19 protein-coding genes are annotated in these 14,894 nt (G+C 73.3%); 11 read left to right on the top strand and 8 right to left on the bottom strand.

All coding sequences use genetic code 11. The features are described 5' to 3' along the window. Positions 1–101: 101 nt before the first annotated feature. Positions 102–374, top strand: coding sequence for a hypothetical protein (locus tag ITJ64_RS08770; protein WP_194680266.1), 273 nt, complete (start codon positions 102–104; stop codon positions 372–374). Between the two features lie 44 nt (positions 375–418). On the opposite strand, the gene ITJ64_RS08765 is transcribed toward ITJ64_RS08770, so the two are convergent. Beyond that, positions 419–1,315: a LysR family transcriptional regulator gene (locus ITJ64_RS08765; protein ID WP_194680265.1), complete on the bottom strand. Its 897-nt coding sequence runs from the start codon at positions 1,313–1,315 to the stop codon at positions 419–421. An 82-nt stretch (positions 1,316–1,397) separates the two neighbouring features. Between ITJ64_RS08765 and ITJ64_RS08760 the strand changes: the two genes are divergently transcribed. Continuing rightward, positions 1,398–2,714, top strand: coding sequence for an MFS transporter (locus tag ITJ64_RS08760; RefSeq protein ID WP_194680264.1), 1,317 nt, complete (start codon positions 1,398–1,400; stop codon positions 2,712–2,714). Here the strand turns inward: ITJ64_RS08760 and ITJ64_RS08755 are convergent. Continuing rightward, on the bottom strand, positions 2,711–3,037 hold the full coding sequence (locus ITJ64_RS08755; RefSeq protein WP_194680263.1) for a hypothetical protein: 327 nt from the start codon (positions 3,035–3,037) through the stop codon (positions 2,711–2,713). The genes ITJ64_RS08760 and ITJ64_RS08755 overlap by 4 nt on opposite strands. 182 nt (positions 3,038–3,219) lie before the next feature. Here ITJ64_RS08755 and ITJ64_RS08750 point away from each other — a divergent pair, with 182 nt between their 5' ends. From ITJ64_RS08750 to ITJ64_RS08740, 3 genes are all read left to right on the top strand, one after another. After that, a complete protein-coding gene (locus ITJ64_RS08750; RefSeq protein ID WP_194680262.1) occupies positions 3,220–3,690 on the top strand; it encodes a MarR family winged helix-turn-helix transcriptional regulator in 471 nt (156 codons plus the stop codon). Between the two features lie 68 nt (positions 3,691–3,758). Next, positions 3,759–4,142: a hypothetical protein gene (locus ITJ64_RS08745; protein WP_194680261.1), complete on the top strand. Its 384-nt coding sequence runs from the start codon at positions 3,759–3,761 to the stop codon at positions 4,140–4,142. Next, positions 4,139–5,074 carry an aldo/keto reductase gene (locus tag ITJ64_RS08740; protein ID WP_194680260.1) on the top strand — a complete coding sequence of 312 codons (936 nt, stop codon included), beginning with the start codon at positions 4,139–4,141 and terminating at the stop codon, positions 5,072–5,074. Before ITJ64_RS08745 ends, ITJ64_RS08740 begins: the two co-directional genes overlap by 4 nt. Before the next feature lie 68 nt (positions 5,075–5,142). Here ITJ64_RS08740 and ITJ64_RS08735 read toward each other — a convergent pair whose 3' ends face one another. Both ITJ64_RS08735 and ITJ64_RS08730 read right to left on the bottom strand, forming a co-directional pair. Next, entirely contained in the window at positions 5,143–5,307 is a 165-nt protein-coding gene (locus ITJ64_RS08735; protein WP_179546608.1) for a hypothetical protein, read from the bottom strand. A gap of 82 nt (positions 5,308–5,389) precedes the next feature. Continuing rightward, positions 5,390–5,647 (bottom strand): DUF6458 family protein, encoded by a 258-nt coding sequence (locus ITJ64_RS08730; protein WP_179546609.1) that lies wholly within the window; start codon positions 5,645–5,647, stop codon positions 5,390–5,392. Positions 5,648–5,798: 151 nt separating this feature from the next. Between ITJ64_RS08730 and ITJ64_RS08725 the strand changes: the two genes are divergently transcribed. Then, positions 5,799–6,464: a helix-turn-helix domain-containing protein gene (locus ITJ64_RS08725; protein ID WP_194680259.1), complete on the top strand. Its 666-nt coding sequence runs from the start codon at positions 5,799–5,801 to the stop codon at positions 6,462–6,464. Positions 6,465–6,547: 83 nt separating this feature from the next. Beyond that, positions 6,548–6,835 (top strand): PadR family transcriptional regulator, encoded by a 288-nt coding sequence (locus tag ITJ64_RS08720; RefSeq protein ID WP_194680258.1) that lies wholly within the window; start codon positions 6,548–6,550, stop codon positions 6,833–6,835. 285 nt (positions 6,836–7,120) lie between these two features. On the opposite strand, the gene ITJ64_RS08715 is transcribed toward ITJ64_RS08720, so the two are convergent. The 4 genes from ITJ64_RS08715 to ITJ64_RS08700 all read right to left on the bottom strand — a co-directional run bounded on the left by ITJ64_RS08715 (position 7,121) and on the right by ITJ64_RS08700 (position 11,110). Continuing rightward, entirely contained in the window at positions 7,121–8,350 is a 1,230-nt protein-coding gene (locus ITJ64_RS08715) for a glycosyltransferase (RefSeq protein WP_194680257.1), read from the bottom strand. Beyond that, positions 8,347–9,225 carry a galactosyltransferase-related protein gene (locus ITJ64_RS08710; RefSeq protein ID WP_194680256.1) on the bottom strand — a complete coding sequence of 293 codons (879 nt, stop codon included), beginning with the start codon at positions 9,223–9,225 and terminating at the stop codon, positions 8,347–8,349. The genes ITJ64_RS08715 and ITJ64_RS08710 overlap by 4 nt, the downstream gene beginning before the upstream one ends. Continuing rightward, positions 9,222–10,289, bottom strand: a complete 1,068-nt coding sequence (locus ITJ64_RS08705) for a glycosyltransferase (protein ID WP_194680255.1) — start codon at positions 10,287–10,289, stop codon at positions 9,222–9,224. The genes ITJ64_RS08710 and ITJ64_RS08705 overlap by 4 nt, the downstream gene beginning before the upstream one ends. Before the next feature lie 182 nt (positions 10,290–10,471). Continuing rightward, entirely contained in the window at positions 10,472–11,110 is a 639-nt protein-coding gene (locus ITJ64_RS08700; protein ID WP_194680254.1) for a hypothetical protein, read from the bottom strand. 160 nt (positions 11,111–11,270) lie between these two features. Here ITJ64_RS08700 and ITJ64_RS08695 point away from each other — a divergent pair, with 160 nt between their 5' ends. The 4 genes from ITJ64_RS08695 to ITJ64_RS08680 all read left to right on the top strand — a co-directional run bounded on the left by ITJ64_RS08695 (position 11,271) and on the right by ITJ64_RS08680 (position 14,887). Next, on the top strand, positions 11,271–12,347 hold the full coding sequence (locus ITJ64_RS08695) for an alkene reductase (RefSeq protein WP_194680253.1): 1,077 nt from the start codon (positions 11,271–11,273) through the stop codon (positions 12,345–12,347). A gap of 35 nt (positions 12,348–12,382) precedes the next feature. Next, a complete protein-coding gene (locus tag ITJ64_RS08690) occupies positions 12,383–13,408 on the top strand; it encodes a YhcG family protein (protein ID WP_194680252.1) in 1,026 nt (341 codons plus the stop codon). Between the two features lie 100 nt (positions 13,409–13,508). Then, positions 13,509–14,411: a DUF808 domain-containing protein gene (locus ITJ64_RS08685; protein WP_194680251.1), complete on the top strand. Its 903-nt coding sequence runs from the start codon at positions 13,509–13,511 to the stop codon at positions 14,409–14,411. After that, positions 14,408–14,887, top strand: a complete 480-nt coding sequence (locus ITJ64_RS08680; protein ID WP_194680250.1) for a GNAT family N-acetyltransferase — start codon at positions 14,408–14,410, stop codon at positions 14,885–14,887. Before ITJ64_RS08685 ends, ITJ64_RS08680 begins: the two co-directional genes overlap by 4 nt. Positions 14,888–14,894: the final 7 nt, after the last annotated feature.

The following is a 14,894-nucleotide window of genomic DNA, read 5'->3' as shown; positions in this document are numbered from 1 at the left end:
AGCCTCCCGCATCCGACCCGATTCGGCCACCGGGACTCCCGTTCCGGCACCGGACCCAGTACCTTCTTGAGGAACCGTTGTTTTCTGGAGGGAATCACACCATGACCGCATCCGCACCCCAGGCCGCCCCCGCCGGCACCGACTACCCGGGCAAGACCCTCGGCATCGTCGGCCTGATCGTCGCCATCTTCTTCAACCTGATCGGCCTGATCATCTCGGCGATCGCGCTGAGCCAGTCCAAGAAGGCCGGCTACAAGAACACCCCCGCGCTCGCGGGCGTGATCATCGGCGCCGTGCTCTTCGTGGTCGGGCTGATCATCGGCATCCTGTCGGTCGTCGCTTCGATGTCGATGATGGGCACCACCACCTACTGAGCCCCGGCTCAGGCGCTCCGGCGCCCGGCGCCCCGCGTCCCCGTTCAGTCGGTGAGGCGGGGCGCCTCGTCGTCCCCGGGGGCGCGCAGCACCTGGGCCAGTGCGGCGATCAGCGGCCGCCGGGACGCCCCGCGCCGCACGGCCAGGGACACCACCCACGGCGGGGGCGGATCGCTGAGCGGCAGGCGCGCGCATCCGCTCGCCTCGATCACGTCGGGCACCACGGCCACACCGAAGCCCGCGGCCACCCACGGCGCCACGCTCGGCAGGTCGGGCAGCTCGGCGGCGAGGTGCCGCGCGAGGCCGCGGTCGGCGAGGGCCCAGTCGAGCTGCAGGCGGTTGCCGTAGCCCGGCAGCACGTCGACCCACTCCTCCCCGGCCAGCTGCGCGAGCGACACGGAGGCGCGCGTCGCCAGCGGGTGCCGCTCGGGCACGAGCGCCACGAAGTCGAACGTCGCGATGGGCCAGGCGTCGAGGGTCGGCGGCGCCGGCACCGCCAGGAACGCGAGGTCGAGCCGGCCGTGCCCGAGGTCGTCGGCCAGCCCGGTCGATCCGACGGGCGAGGACACCAGCTGGATGTCGACGAGCGGATGCTCGCGCCGGAAGCGCCCGAGCACCCCGGGGAGGTCGAGCAGCTGCATGCCGGTGAAGGTGCCGATGCGCACCCGCCCGCGTAAGCCGCTGCCCGACTCGGTGGCCGCCCGCCGCAGCTCCTCGGCGTCGTCGATCAGCGCCCGGGCGAGCGGCAGCAGCACCTCGCCCGCGGCGAGCAGGCGCACCGACTTGGTGGTGCGCTCGAACAGGGCGACGCCGAGCTCGCCCTCGAGGCTGCGCAGGCCCGCCGAGACGGTCGACTGCGCCACGAACAGCCGCTCGGCCGCGCGGGTGACGCTGAGCTCGTCTGCCACGGTCACGAAGTACTCCAGCAGGCGCGTCTCCATGCACCCGATCATAGAGCTGATCGATGAGACTTTGCAGCATAATTCGTTGGACACGATGACAGCGCGGGAGCATCCTCGAATCATGACCGCACTGCTCTCCGAGCCCCGCACCGCCTCCGTCCCCGTTCCCGCCACCGCTGCCGCTGCCGCCGACACCGCTCCACGAGGGCCGGGGCGAGGCCGAGGGCAGCTGCGGCTGCCGCACGCCGCCGGCTTCTGGGTGACCGCCGTCGCCTTCCTCGTGATGATGGCCTTCAACACGGTGCCGACGCCGCTGTACGCGCTGTACCAGCAGCGCGACGGCTTCCCCACCGTGGTCATCACGATCGTCTTCGCGGCCTACTCCACCGGGGTGATGCTCGCGCTCTACCTGGCCGGTCACCTCAGCGACCGGCTCGGCCGTCGGCGGGTCATCCTCACGGCCGCGGCGATCGAGCTCGTGGCGGCCGTGCTGTTCGTCGTGTGGCCGGATGCGGTGGGCCTCGTCGTCGCCCGCTTCGTCGCCGGGCTCGGCATCGGAGTGCTCACCGCCACCGCCACGGCCCACCTCGCCGATCTGCGGCGCATCGCCCGGCCGGGAGCCGGCATCGGCTTCGCCGCCACCATCGCGGGCGTCGCCAACATGGGCGGCCTGGCGCTCGGACCGCTGATCGGCGGCGTGTTCGCCGAGTGGGTCGGGGCTCCGCTCGTGACGCCCTACCTCGTCTTCGCCGCGGCGCTCGTGGCCGTCGGCTTCGCCTACGCCTTCGTGCCCGAGACGGTCACGCCGCCGACCGCTCCGGCGGCCTACCGCCCCCAGCGGGTGCGCGTGCCGGCCGAGAGCCGCGGGGCGTACTGGGCGGCGGGGCTCGGCGGGTTCGCCGCGTTCGCGATCACCGGCCTGTTCGGCTCGGTCGCCCCGACCTTCCTCGCCCAGCTGCTGCACCAGACCGACCACCTCGTCGCCGGCGTCGTCTCGTTCTCGGTGTTCGGGGCCGCGGCGCTCGCGCAGATCGTCTTCTCACGGCTGTCGACCCGGCGCCAGCTGGTCCTCGGCGTCGTCGGCATGGCCGGCGGGCTGCTCGCCCTCGGTGCCGCGGCGCTCGTGGCCGGGGCGGCGGGCGACGCCGCGGCGGCGACCGTGCTCTTCGTCGGCGGGGGCGTGGCGGCCGGTGCCGGGGTCGGCCTCGTCTTCCGCGGCGCCCTGGCCACCGCCGGGTCGCTCGCCACGGGTGGCAACCGCAGCGAGATCACCTCGGGCATCTTCCTGCTGGCCTTCGCCGGGATGACCGTGCCGCCGCTGGCCGTCGGCGCCGCCCTGCTCGCGCTGCCGCTCGTGCCGGTGCTGCTCGGATTCGTGGGGCTCGTGCTGGTGCTCATCCTCTGGGCGGGCCCGCGGATGATCCGCACCACCCGCTAGGAGTCGCCGCCCACCGCGGGCTCGCCCACGAACTGGTGCGCCTCGGTGGCGAGCTCGACCCAGTTCTGGCTGTCGGCGATGCCGACCCAGCGGCCGGCGACGCCCGCGGGAGCGGCCGAGGGCGCCTCGGCGGGCGCGGCCACGTCGCGGCCCACGAGGTCGTCGGCGCGATGCGCCGGAAGCGCCACGACGAGCAGCTCGCCGTCGAGGGCCGCGAAGACGGCTCCCTTCACCAGCAGGGTCGTGCCCTCCAGCGTCACGTCGTCGTCGGGGTCGGCCAGGAGGGCGCGGGTCACGTCGTCGAAGGCGGCGGGGTTCGTCATCGGTGCATCCGTTTCTCGCGGCCCGGCGAGCACCCGCTCTCGGGTGGGCCCGGCGACCGCATCGCCGCCATCATGCCCCACTTCGCCGACGGACGCCTCCTCCGATCGTCCACGACGGCGTAGGGTGCTCAGGGTCGGGCCGACGGGGCCGGAGCCGTTCGAGGAGGGATCGTATCGCCGAGATGCTGGACGATCGTGCCGAGCTGCTCGATTCGGGCGACGTGCTCGATGCCCTCGAGGAGTACCTGGCGTCACGCAGCGCACTGCGCCGGCTGATCCGCACCGAGACCGAGCTCTCCGACAGCGCCTGGAACGCGCTGCTCGAGCTGCGCGCCGAGGGCGAGCGCGGCGGCTCCCTCACCCCCAAGGAGCTGGCCTCCCGTCTCGACCTGCGGAGCGCCTCGATCACCGCCCTGGTCGACAAGCTCGTGCGGCTCGGCTACGTCGACCGCTCGGCGAGCAGCACCGACCGGCGCGGGCTCACGCTGGCCCTCACCCCCGAGGGGCGGGAGTTCACCGACCGCCACGACCGCGCGCACCTTCCCGAGCTGGCGGTGGCCGCCCGTCTCGCCCCCGCGGCGGCCGCCCTCGTCGAACGGGTGCTGGCCGATCTCGCCGACGCGGCCGGACGGTCGTTCCCCGTCACGGGATGACCCGGGATCGCTAGGCTGGGCTCGTCGCTCCGGCCTCGGAGCAGGCCGAGGAGCAGGAGGAGTCCGAGGTGCCGTTCCGCAGCAAAGAGGTGCTCGAGTCGTGGCTGAGCGAGTACCGACCCGGGTCGACGTCGGGCGGCCCCCGCATCGCCGAGTACGCCGACGTCGCCGTGCAGGACGGCAGTGACGGCTCCGACACCGGTCTCGTCGTCATCGCCCTGCGGAACGCCACCACCGACGTCTACATGCAGCCCGTCGCCCTCGGCGATCCCCACTGGGAGGTGACCTTCGCCGCCCGCGACCGCGACCTGGCCCTCAGCACCGAGGACGTCGTGGCGCTCTCGGAGGAGCTCGCCGCCGCGGCCGAGCTCTGCGCCTACCTCGAGCGCCGCTCCCTCGAGCACCTCCACTCGCTCGGGCCGGTGCCGGCGGGCGAGACCGCCGCCGAGTGACGCTCGAATCCCGCCTCGGCCTCGGTCTCGCCGCGGTCGGGCGCCCCGCCTACATCACCGCCGGCCGCGCCGCCGACCTCGGCCCCGCCGAGTCCCGGTCGGTCGAGGTGATGCGCGAACGGGCCCACTCCCTGCTCGACGCCGCCTGGTTCCTCGGCATCCGCTACCTCGACGCGGCCCGTTCGTACGGCCGGGCCGAGCAGTTCCTGGGTTCGTGGCTCGCCGCGCATCCGGGTCGCCGTGACGAGCTCACCATCGGCTCGAAGTGGGGCTACGAGTACCTCGGCGACTGGCAGGTCGACGCGCCCGTGCACGAGCGCAAGGAGCACAGCCTCCGGATGCTCGACCGGCAGTGGCCCGAGACGCTCGACGCGCTCGGCACCGCCCCCGACGTGTACCTCGTGCACTCGGTCACGCCCGACAGCCCCGCCCTGACCGACCGGGCGCTGCTCGACCGGCTGAGGGAGCTCTCCGCCGAGGGCGTGCGGATCGGCTTCTCGACCAGCGGACCCGCGCAGGGCGAGGTGATCGAGCGCGCCCTGGCGCTCCGGGACTCGCCGTTCTCGGCCGTCCAGGCGACCTGGAACCTGCTCGAGCCCTCGGCCGCTCCGGCGCTCGAGGCCGCGAACGGGGCCCGGTGGCTCGTCGTCGTGAAGGAGGTGCTGGCGAACGGCCGGCTCACCGCGGCGGAGGGCTCGGCCGAGGCGCTCGCCGCGGCCGAGGCCGACGGGCAGTCGCTCGAGGGTCTCGCCGTGGGGGCGGCGGTCGCGCATCCGTGGGCCGACATCGTGCTGAGCGGGGCGGTCACGAGAGCGCAGCTGCGGGCGGGCACCGTGGCGCGGGTGCCGGAGCTCGACGAGGAGCGGCTCTCCGCCCTGGCCGAACCGGCATCGCAGTACTGGGCGGCCCGCTCGGCGCGCTCCTGGGCCTGACGAGACGGATGCCCGGGAACGCCGAAGGCCGGCTCCGTGGGGCGGAGCCGGCCTTCGAGTCGGTGGGATCAGACGCGGCGGTTGCCGGTGAGGAAGCGCACCAGGAACACGATGATGGCGAGCACCAGCAGGATGGCGCCGACGTAGAGAAGGAAGTTCAGCGACGAGACGAACCCGCCCGTGAACAGCAGGATGACGGCGATGACGGCGATGATGATGACGAGGATGTTCACGAGTTCTCCTTTGTAGGGGTGAGGGCCGCAGGATCGCGGCCTCGTTTTCGACGCCTCGTGGGCGTACGGGGTGGGGCCGTCCTCAGACGAGCGGGTCGCTGTCGGTGGTGCGGCGGGTGACCTGCTCGCCGCTGGCCGGGTCGACGGCCGAGCGGGTGGTCGACACCGAGGAGCGGCGACGCAGCATGAGCACGAGGCTGATCAGGAACACGACGACGCCGGCCCCCATCAGGATGTAGCCGATCAGGGCGAGGTTGACGAACCCGCCCAGGTCGACGTTGACGGCGAAGGCCAGGATGGCCCCGATCACGAACAGCGCGATGCCGGTTCCGATACCCATTGAGATGGTCCTTTCGTCTGCGCCGGGGGGCACGATGATGGGGAACGACGATCTCCTGACAATCGTCTGACTGTCGCTCGCGAGCCGTTCTCCGTCCTGCCTACCATGATTGGGTCAGCAGCGATTGACTCAATGGAAGTTGTTTGAAGCGATGATCGATCTGAAGCAGCGGGCTGCGGTGTTCGCAGCGCTCTCCGATCCGACGCGGCTGTGGATCGTCGACCTCCTCGTATTGGGCGATCTGTCGTCGACCGAGATCCAGTCCGCACTCAGCGTCCCCTCCAATCTCGTGGCCCATCACGTGCGCGTGCTGGAGAAGGCGGGCATCCTCACCCGCACCCGCTCCGAGTTCGACGGCCGCCGCACCTACCTGCACCTCGTGCAGTCGGCGTTCGACTCGCTGATGCCCGGGCTCCTCACGCTCACCGGCCGGGTCGTCTTCGTCTGCACGGCGAACTCCGCCCGCTCGCAGCTGGCCGAGGCCGTCTGGCGCACGGTCAGCTCGATCCCCGCCGTCTCGGCCGGCATGCGGCCCGCCGCGGTCGTGAACCCCGGCGCCGTGGCGGCGGCCGAGCGGCACGGGCTGATCCTCGACCCGCACTCGGTGCCCCGGCACGTCGACGACGTGGTCGGCGAGGGCGACTTCGTGATCAGCGTCTGCGATGCCGCGCACGAGCAGCTGCACGGCGCCGACGACCTGCACTGGTCGCTGCCCGATCCCGCGGCCGACGGCAGCGACTCGGCCTTCGACCGCACCGTCCGCTCCCTGCGCGAACGCGTCGGCGCCCTGGTCACCCGGGTGGCCCCCGCCGCGTGAGCGCCCCCGCTCCGCGCGATCCGGGGTGACGGATGCGCGGCGACTCGTTGTGGCCGACGGCGACGCCTCGCTACATTGGGCCCATGCAACCGCTGCAGCGAGTGACCGCTCCGACCGTCGACGTGCTGACGGCGATGCTCGGCGGCACCGAGCCCATCTGGGGCCTGCGCATCGTGAAGGAGTCGGGCCGGCCCTCGGGCACGGTCTACCCGATCCTCGACCGGCTGGAGCGCCAGGGCTGGATCCGGTCGACCTGGGAGGAGCTCGGCAGCCGCGAGAGCCCGCCCCGGCGGCTGTACGAGTTCACCGAGGAGGGCGAGGCCGCCGCACGCGACATCCGCGACACCTTCCTCGCCAAGCACCGCGCCTGACGGCGACCGCGAGCAGTCGTTCCGGATGGCCGCTCCCCGGCTTGGGAGTCGCAGTCCCACCCGTTCTGCACTAGCTTCTGCACTGTGTCCACCGAACCGCCGCGCACCGAGCTCGCGCCCTGGCTGCGGCGGATGGACGTGTCCGACCAGATCTTCCTCACCGGCACGGTGCTGGTGCTGCGCGAGATCCGATCGCGGCGCGACGACCTCCCGGTGGCGTTCGACGAGCGGCGCCTGTGCACCACCCCCACGCCCGACGAGGCCGCCCGCTACGCCTCGGAGATCTCAGCCGCCTACCGCGACCAGCCGGCCCTCGCCGCCCCCGACGGAGTCGACGAGCACTGGCGCATCAGCAGCATGACGGGTGCGATCGCCGCGCGCATCCGCTCGGCGTACCCGCCCCTGGACTGAGGCGACCCCGTCGCGACGCCGCTCGAGCAGCCGCTCCAGCTCGGTCTCGTAGGCGTCGATCATGCCGCTGAGCGAGAACCGCGCCGCCTGCGCCCGCGCGACCGCCGGGTCGACCGCCGCGGCGGCCCGGATGGCCGCGGCCAGCGAGACGGGTGCGTCGTCGACGGCGACCGCGCCGGCCGCGGGGCGCACCAGGCCGAGCACCGTGCCCGCGCCCGGGGCGACGAGCTCGGGCACGGCACCGTGCGGCAGCGTCGCGACCGGCGTGCCCGAGGCGAGCGCCTCGACGACCGAGAGGCCGAACGGCTCCTCCCAGACGGGGCTCGCCACGAAGACCGATCCGGCGGCGTAGAAGGCGGGCAGGGCGTCGTGACCCAGGTGGCCGACGTACTCGACGTCGTCGCCGAGCAAGGGCTCGATCTCCTCCGCGAAGTAGCGGGGGTCGGCGATCGGGCCGGCCACGCGCATCCGGAAGCCCGCCTCGCGCGCCGCGGGGATGGCGATGTGCAGGCCCTTCTCGGGCGTGATGCGGGCGGCCCAGACGGCCAGGCGCTGCTCGCGCGGCACGTCGACGCGCCAGCGCTCGAGTGGGATGCCGTTCGGGATGCTCAGCACGCCCGGCAGGCGCGGCGCCCACGCCCGGGCGTTCCGCGGCGAGACGGCGACGTAGGAGTGCAGGGGGGACGGCGACCAGCCGGGGGCGTCGACCAGGGCGTTCACGTCGTCGAGCGTCGGCGGGGTGTGCAGCACGGTCATCATCGGGAGGTCGCGGAGGCCCCGGTACGGCAGGCTGCTCAGGGAGTTGTTGATGACGACGTCCCAGTCGCCGGCGGCGATCAGGTCGAGACTGTGCTGGCTGGCCTCGGCGAGGAAGCCGGCCTGCTGCCGGCGCACCAGAGGGGTGGCGGCGAAGACGAACTCGAAGTCGCCCGGCACCAGGGGGTGCAGCGCGGCCGAGGTGCGGGAGCCCTCCTTGGCGAAGAGCGTCACGTCGTGGCCGCGGCGCACCAGTTCGTCGGCGAGCATCGCCGTGTGGGCCTCGGTGCCGCCCTGGAACGGCTCGGCGATGGGGTGGTGCAGGTGGCACAGGATGGCGATTCTCATGCGGCGTCCGTTCGGGTGTCGGGGCGGCCCGCGGAGGCGGGCGCGGTGCGGGCGGTGAGGAGATGCGGCTCGGGCGTTCGGGCGTAGCGGTCGGTGACGGGGTCATGGCTGACGAGACCGAGCTCGGCGAAGGCGTCGAGCCAGCCGCGCATCGGCACGACGCCCCACCGGGCGGTGAAGCGGTCGGTGTTCCGCAGGATGTCGTCGAGGTGCTCGACGGGCGGATCGCTCACCGGGTGGTGCTGGTGGTCGGCCTCGGCGCCACCGACGAAGAGCAGCTCGACGCCGGCGGCCCGGGCGGCGAAGCCGAAGTCGGTGTCCTCGCCGCCGTAGCCGCGGTAGCCCTCGTCGAAGCCGCCGATGCGGCGCCAGGTCGCCGGGGTGCAGGCGAACGACAGCGACCAGAACAGCTCGTGGGCGGCGGGTTCCCGGATGCCCGGCTCGGGCCTCGGGCGGAAGCCGTGCACCGTCCCGACCGCCTCGAAGGTCGCGGGGCGGGCGTAGTCGACGCCCTCGGGGAGGTACGCGACCGAGCCGGTGAGCAGCGCGTCGGGCCGTTCGCGGGCGGCGTCGGCGTAGGCCTCGACGAGGCCCGGGCGGGGAAGGCAGTCGACGTCGAGGAAGACGAGCAGCTCGGCGCCGGCGGCGATGGCGGCCTCGGCCCCCGCGTTGCGGGCGGCCGCGAGCGGGAGGGGGCCGCCGGGCTCGATCACGCGCAGCACGGTGGCGGAGGGGGCGCTCGGCGTCTCGATCGGCTCGTCGTCCATGGCGACGACCACCCGCACGGTCCCTGCTCGCCGGCGACGGAGCAGCCACTCCTCCTGGCGGGCGAGGTGCCGACGGCGGCCCGCCACCGCGGTGATCAGGGCGATCACGCGGCGGTGCCGATGCGCTCTGGCCCGGCCGCGGCAGCGGTGGCGAGCCGCTGCAGGAGCTCCGCGATGCGGGAGGCGGCACCTCCGTCGTTCCAGAGCCGCCAGGCGGTGCCGTCGAGGGCGACGGCGGTGCGGTGGGCGGCGGCCCAGTCCGTGCGGGCGAGGTCGGCGGGGGCGACGACGACGCAAGGCAGCGGGGCCCTCGTCAGCGCCTCGGCGAGGTGCTCCTGCTCGGCGTGGGGGCGGGCATCCGGAACCAGGATGGCGGGGCGGCGGGCGGCGGCGATCTCGGCCACGGCGTTCGAGCCGCAGTGGGAGAGCACGAGCGGGGCGGCGCGGAGGGCGGCCCAGACCTCGGCGGGGCCGGCGTCGCGGAGGTGGCGCACGGGGTGGCCGGCCGCCTCGAGGCCCTTCGCGGCCGTGTCGAGCGGGTCGTCGCCTCGGCCGCCGGCGCCGTGGAGGACGAGCACCTCGGGGGCGGTGGGGCGGGCGGCCTCGGGGTGGTGGGTCGTGGGGTGGTCGGTCGCGGGGCTGTCGGTCGCGGTGCCGTCGGTCGCGCGGCCCGGGTCGTCGGGGGCGAAGCGGCTCAGGGCGCCGACGCGGTGGAGGCGGTCGGCGGGCACGGAGCCGGCGGTCGGACCGAAGGCGGCGGGCCAGGGGGCGATCACGGCGTCGGAGAGCTCGTAGGCGAGGCGGTGCGCGGGGTCGTCGCGGAGGCCGGGGAGCGTGAAGCTCACGACCGGCACGCCGAGCAGGCGCACGAAGGCCGCGATCTCGGCCGAGACGTCGACCACGAACAGCTCGGGGCGGGTCGCGGCGACCCAGGCGGCGATCGTGGCGAGGCGGTCGGTGTGGCCCGGGGAGTCGGTGGGCGCCCAGTGCAGGCGGCCGTGGGCGGTGCGGCCGCCGCCGATGTGCACGGGGCCGGCGGGGACCGCGGCGGGCGGCGTCGAGTCGAGCGGCAGGTGCACCGTGCGGGCACGGGGTGACGCGACGGGGCCGGCGGCGGAGGTGAACACCGTGACCTCGGCGTCGAGCAGGGGGATGACGGAGCCGGCCGTCATCCGGTGGCCCGCGCCGCGGTGGTGGACGTACCACCCGATGCGGAGGGGGCGCGGGGTCGACACAGGGATGGCGTTCCTTCCGGGAGAGGGGCCGAGATGGCCCTCTTCTCCGTCTACACGCATCCGGGCGCGATGGAAGGGGCTTGCCGCCCCGGGGCGATCAGGGCATGATCGCGGGCCCTCTAGACCGGCTCGCTCATGTTCTCGAGCAGCGTCGGCAGGGTGCGCTGCACGTAGGGCGAGGAGTGGAAGCCGGCGGTGTCGGCGCCGGTGAGCAGCCAGGTCTCGAAGGCGCGCTCGTAGGTGTCGAGGATGACCCGCACCGAGCGCACCGGGGAGCCCGCGAAGCGGCGGCCGAGCTTCGCCATCAGCTCGGAGTGCACGTCGACGAGGGCGTCGAGGAAGAGCTTCTCGGCCTTCAGCACGGCGCTGCCCCCGTCGCTGCGGCGCAGGGCCCTGGCCCGGCGGTCGGCGCGGATCAGCATGCCGTCACGGTCGAGCGGCCAGGAGTCGGCGAGCGCCACGGCCGCCTCGGCGAAGGCGACAGAGGACCCCCCGGCCGCCTCGGCGCTCGGCTCGAACGCGGCGACCCCGCCGCGCAGTCGCGCCGCGCAGTCCTCGACGAGCTGGTCGGTGACCGCGTCGAGGAAGGCGTCGTCGTCGGGGAACAGGGCCCGGAACGAGTGCGGGTGCACGCCGACCTGGCGGCAGACGTCCTCGATCAGCTGCGGGGTGACGCCTCCGGATTCGGCCAGCGGCACCCGGGCCGCGGTCGCCAGCCGCGCCATCACGGCCTGGCGCTGAATCTCGATCCTGCTCACGCTGCACCCTCCTCCGTCAGCCTAGCGGCGGGCCCAGGTGGGAAAGCCCTGAACGTCGGAATCGCCCGGGAGGGGGGACGGTTCGGGTGAGGGGCGCGGGAGCGCCCTGCGATGCTGCGGACGGGCATCCGCTCGACCGCGAACCACCCGGAAGGCCCTCATGAAGCTGTTCACCCCTCTCACCGCCGGCGATCTCGAGCTGCCCAACCGCGTCGTGATGGCGCCGATGACCCGACTGCGGGCCGACGAGCACGGCGTGCCCACCGATCTGATCGCGGAGCACTACGCGCAGCGGGCGAGCATGGGGCTGATCATCAGCGAGGGCGTCTACCCGAGCGCCGAGTCGCGGGCCTACCCGGGGCAGCCCGGCATCGTCACCGACGAGCAGCAGGAGGGCTGGCGGCACGTGGCCGCGGCCGTGCACGAGGCCGGGGGGCGCATCGTGATGCAGCTGATGAACGGCGGCCGCGTCACGAACACCGCCATCACGGGCACGCCGCGGATCGTGGCGCCGAGCGCCATCGCGATCGACGGCGAGACCCACGGGCCCGACGGGTCGAAGGCGCCGTATGGGCTGCCGCACGCGCTGACCGTGGACGAGCTCGCCACCGTGCGCGCGGAGTTCGTGGCCGCCGCCCGCCGCGCGATCGACGCCGGCTTCGACGGGGTCGAGCTTCACGCGGCCAACGGCTACCTGCTGCACGAGTTCCTCTCGCCCGTGTCGAACGTGCGCACCGACGCCTACGGCGGATCGCCGGCGGCTCGGGCCGCGTTCGTGATCGAGGTGGCGACGGCCGTGGCGGCCGAGGTCGGGGCCGGGCGGGTGGGCATCCGCATCTCGCCGTCGCACAACATCCAGGACGTGCTCGAGACCGACGCCGACGACGTGCGCGCCACCTACACGGCGCTCGTCTCGGGCATCGCGCCGCTCGGGCTCGCGTACCTGAGCATCCTGCACGGCTCGCCCTCGGACGAGCTCGTGCAGTCGCTGCGCTCGGCCTTCGGCGGCGTCTTCGTGGTGAACAGCGGATTCTCGGAGATGACCTCGCGCGACGAGGCCCACGCCCTGGTTTCCGACGACCTGGCCGACGCCGTGGCGGTGGGCCGCGCCGCCATCGCGAACCCCGACCTCGTGGAGCGCTGGCGCGGCGCCCACCCCGAGAACACCCCCGACCAGGCCACCGTCTACGCCTCGGGCGCGGCCGGCTACACCGACTACCCCCGCCTCACGGCCTGACCCTCCCGTGGCCGACCGCCTTGTAACATGACGATATGTCAGAACTCAAGGTCGGCGGCTATTCCGATGCTCTGCTCGCACTGAAGCGTCGCGTCCACGAGGCGCGCTACGAGGTGCAGCGGCACGCGAACACCGCAATGGTGCTCCTGTACTGGGACATCGGCGCGGTGCTCGCGGAGCGAGCCGCGAACGCCGACTGGGGCAGCAAGGTCGTCGAGCGGCTGGCCCGGGATCTGAGCGCCGAGTTCCCCGAGACCAAGGGCTTCTCGCGCCGCAATCTGCGCTACATGCGGTCGTTCGCCGAAGCCTGGCCCGACCGCGGCCTAATTGTGCAACGCTCCGTTGCACAATTGCCCTGGGGCCACATCATCGAGCTGCTGACCCGGCTGCCGGGGCCCGACGACCGCGACTGGTACGCCGATCGCGACCTGGAGCACGGCTGGACGAGGTCGGTTCTGGCCCACCAGATCTCGACCCGGCTTCGGGATCGCGAGGGGGCCTCTCCGTCCAACTTCGCCGCCTCGCTCGAACGCTCGGACTCCGAGCTCGCGCAGCAGATCACGAAGGACCCCTTCACTCTCGGCTTCCTCGCCATCGACGCCGACACCAGCGAGCGGCAGCTCGAAGACCGTCTGGTCGAGCGGATCATCGATACGTTGAGAGAACTCGGCCCGGGGTTCTCCTTCGTCGGGCGACAGGTGCACTTCGAGATCGACGGCGACGACTTCTACGTCGATCTGCTCTTCTTCCACGTGCAGCAGCTGCGCTATGTCGTCGTGGAACTGAAGACGACGAGATTCGACCCGCGGCATGCCGGGCAGCTGGGCTTCTACGTGGCGCTCGTCGACGATCGACTGCGCGACCCGGGCAAGCATCAGCCGACCGTGGGCATGCTGCTCGTGAGCGAGAAGAACGAGACAGTCGTGCGGTACGCGCTCGCCGGGGCGGCGCAGCCGTTGGCCGTGTCACGGTACGAGCTGGCCGCGGCGGTGCAGGCGTCGCTGCCCAGCGAGGACGCCCTGGTGCGGATCGCGGAGGCCGGCGGCGGGCGCAGCGGGTAGCGGGTAGCGGGTAGCGGGTAGCGGGCGTGCCCGACCGCGGGCGCAGCCGGTAGCGTGGGGGGCGGCGTCGCCGTGGGGCGGGGCCGGCGAGGAGGGGTCGATGTCGGTCGGGTTGCTGGCGGTGGTCGACGACATACTGACGGCCGCGCTGAAGGCGAGCGCGAAGACCGCGGGGGTCGTCATCGACGACGCCGCCGTCACGCCGCAGTACGTGCAGGGCCTGACGCCCGCGCGCGAGCTGCCCGTGGTGTGGAAGATCGCGCTCGGCAGCCTCGTCAACAAGTTCGTGATCATCATCCCGATCGCGCTGCTGCTGTCGGCGTTCGCGCCGTTCGTGCTGCCGTTCCTGCTGATCATCGGCGGCACGTACCTCTGCTTCGAGGGCGCCGAGAAGGTGCTCGAGTGGTTCGGCCTGCACCACGACGCCGGCGAGACCGAGGCCCGCGACGAGAAGAAGCTGGTGTTCGGGGCGATCCGCACCGACCTCATCCTGAGCACCGAGATCATGCTGATCGCGCTCGACAGCCTCGACCCCGCGCTCGGCATCTGGATGACCCTCGGCGCCCTCGCCGTGATCGGCCTCGGCATGACCGCCCTCGTCTACGGCGCGGTGGCGCTGCTGGTGAAGATCGACGACGTCGGGCTGCGGCTGATGAAGAACCCGTCGCGGGGCGTGCGCCGCACCGGGGCGCGCATCGTGGCGTCGATGCCGGCGGTGTTCCGCGTGATCAGCATCGTCGGCACGGTCGCGATGCTCTGGGTCGGTGGGCACCTCGTGATCGAGAACCTCGCCGAGACGTTCTGGCACGGCCCGCACGACGTCGTGCACGCGATCACGCACTCGATCGAGGCGGCCGGGCCCGTCGTGGTGTGGATCGTCGAGACCGCCTGCTCGGCCGTCTTCGGCCTGGTGCTGGGGCTCCTCGTCGTGGGGGTCGTGATGCTCGTGCGCCGGGTGCTGCCGGGCGGTTCGAAGGCCCACGGCAGCACGTCCGGGCGATGAACGACGCGGTGGCGGTGGAGGTGCGCCGCGCATCCGTCGCCGATCTCGACGCGGTGGCCCCGCTCTTCGACGCCTACCGCGTGTTCTACGGCCTGCCGAGCGACCCGGCAGCGGCCCGCGCCTGGCTCGACGAGCGGATGCGCACCGGCACCTCCACCGTGCTCGTCGCCCACCGGCCCGACGCCGACGGGCGCACCGGCCGGCTGCTCGGTTTCAGTCAGCTCTACCCCTCGTTCTGCTCGCTCGAGCTGGCCCCGATCGTGGTGCTGTACGACCTCTTCGTGACTCCGGATGCGCGGGGAGAAGGCGTCGCCACCGCCCTCCTCGAGGCGGCCCGGGAGTTCGGCGAGGCGTCCGGCGCGGCGCGCCTGGAGCTGTCGACGGCGCACACGAACGTCACGGCGCAGCGCCTCTACGAGGCGCTCGGCTGGCAGCCCGACGAGGAATACCGCCACTACGAGCTGCCGTTGCGCTGACCGCTCC

Origin of the sequence: Herbiconiux sp. VKM Ac-1786 (genome assembly GCF_015350805.1) — a bacterium.
Classification (GTDB): domain Bacteria; phylum Actinomycetota; class Actinomycetes; order Actinomycetales; family Microbacteriaceae; genus Herbiconiux.
The sequence above is the reverse complement of the archived record's forward strand: the minus strand, read 5'-3'. Positions and strand labels throughout refer to the sequence as shown.

Coding starts and splice junctions, on each gene's coding strand:
- ITJ64_RS08770 (WP_194680266.1), top strand. CDS start 102: ATGACCGCATCCGCACCCCAGGCCGCCCCCGCCGGCACCGACTACCCG.
- ITJ64_RS08765 (WP_194680265.1), bottom strand. CDS start 1,315: ATGGAGACGCGCCTGCTGGAGTACTTCGTGACCGTGGCAGACGAGCTC.
- ITJ64_RS08760 (WP_194680264.1), top strand. CDS start 1,398: ATGACCGCACTGCTCTCCGAGCCCCGCACCGCCTCCGTCCCCGTTCCC.
- ITJ64_RS08755 (WP_194680263.1), bottom strand. CDS start 3,037: ATGACGAACCCCGCCGCCTTCGACGACGTGACCCGCGCCCTCCTGGCC.
- ITJ64_RS08750 (WP_194680262.1), top strand. CDS start 3,220: ATGCTGGACGATCGTGCCGAGCTGCTCGATTCGGGCGACGTGCTCGAT.
- ITJ64_RS08730 (WP_179546609.1), bottom strand. CDS start 5,647: ATGGGTATCGGAACCGGCATCGCGCTGTTCGTGATCGGGGCCATCCTG.
- ITJ64_RS08725 (WP_194680259.1), top strand. CDS start 5,799: ATGATCGATCTGAAGCAGCGGGCTGCGGTGTTCGCAGCGCTCTCCGAT.
- ITJ64_RS08720 (WP_194680258.1), top strand. CDS start 6,548: ATGCAACCGCTGCAGCGAGTGACCGCTCCGACCGTCGACGTGCTGACG.
- ITJ64_RS08715 (WP_194680257.1), bottom strand. CDS start 8,350: ATGAGAATCGCCATCCTGTGCCACCTGCACCACCCCATCGCCGAGCCG.
- ITJ64_RS08705 (WP_194680255.1), bottom strand. CDS start 10,289: ATGACGGCCGGCTCCGTCATCCCCCTGCTCGACGCCGAGGTCACGGTG.
- ITJ64_RS08695 (WP_194680253.1), top strand. CDS start 11,271: ATGAAGCTGTTCACCCCTCTCACCGCCGGCGATCTCGAGCTGCCCAAC.
- ITJ64_RS08690 (WP_194680252.1), top strand. CDS start 12,383: ATGTCAGAACTCAAGGTCGGCGGCTATTCCGATGCTCTGCTCGCACTG.
- ITJ64_RS08685 (WP_194680251.1), top strand. CDS start 13,509: ATGTCGGTCGGGTTGCTGGCGGTGGTCGACGACATACTGACGGCCGCG.
- ITJ64_RS08680 (WP_194680250.1), top strand. CDS start 14,408: ATGAACGACGCGGTGGCGGTGGAGGTGCGCCGCGCATCCGTCGCCGAT.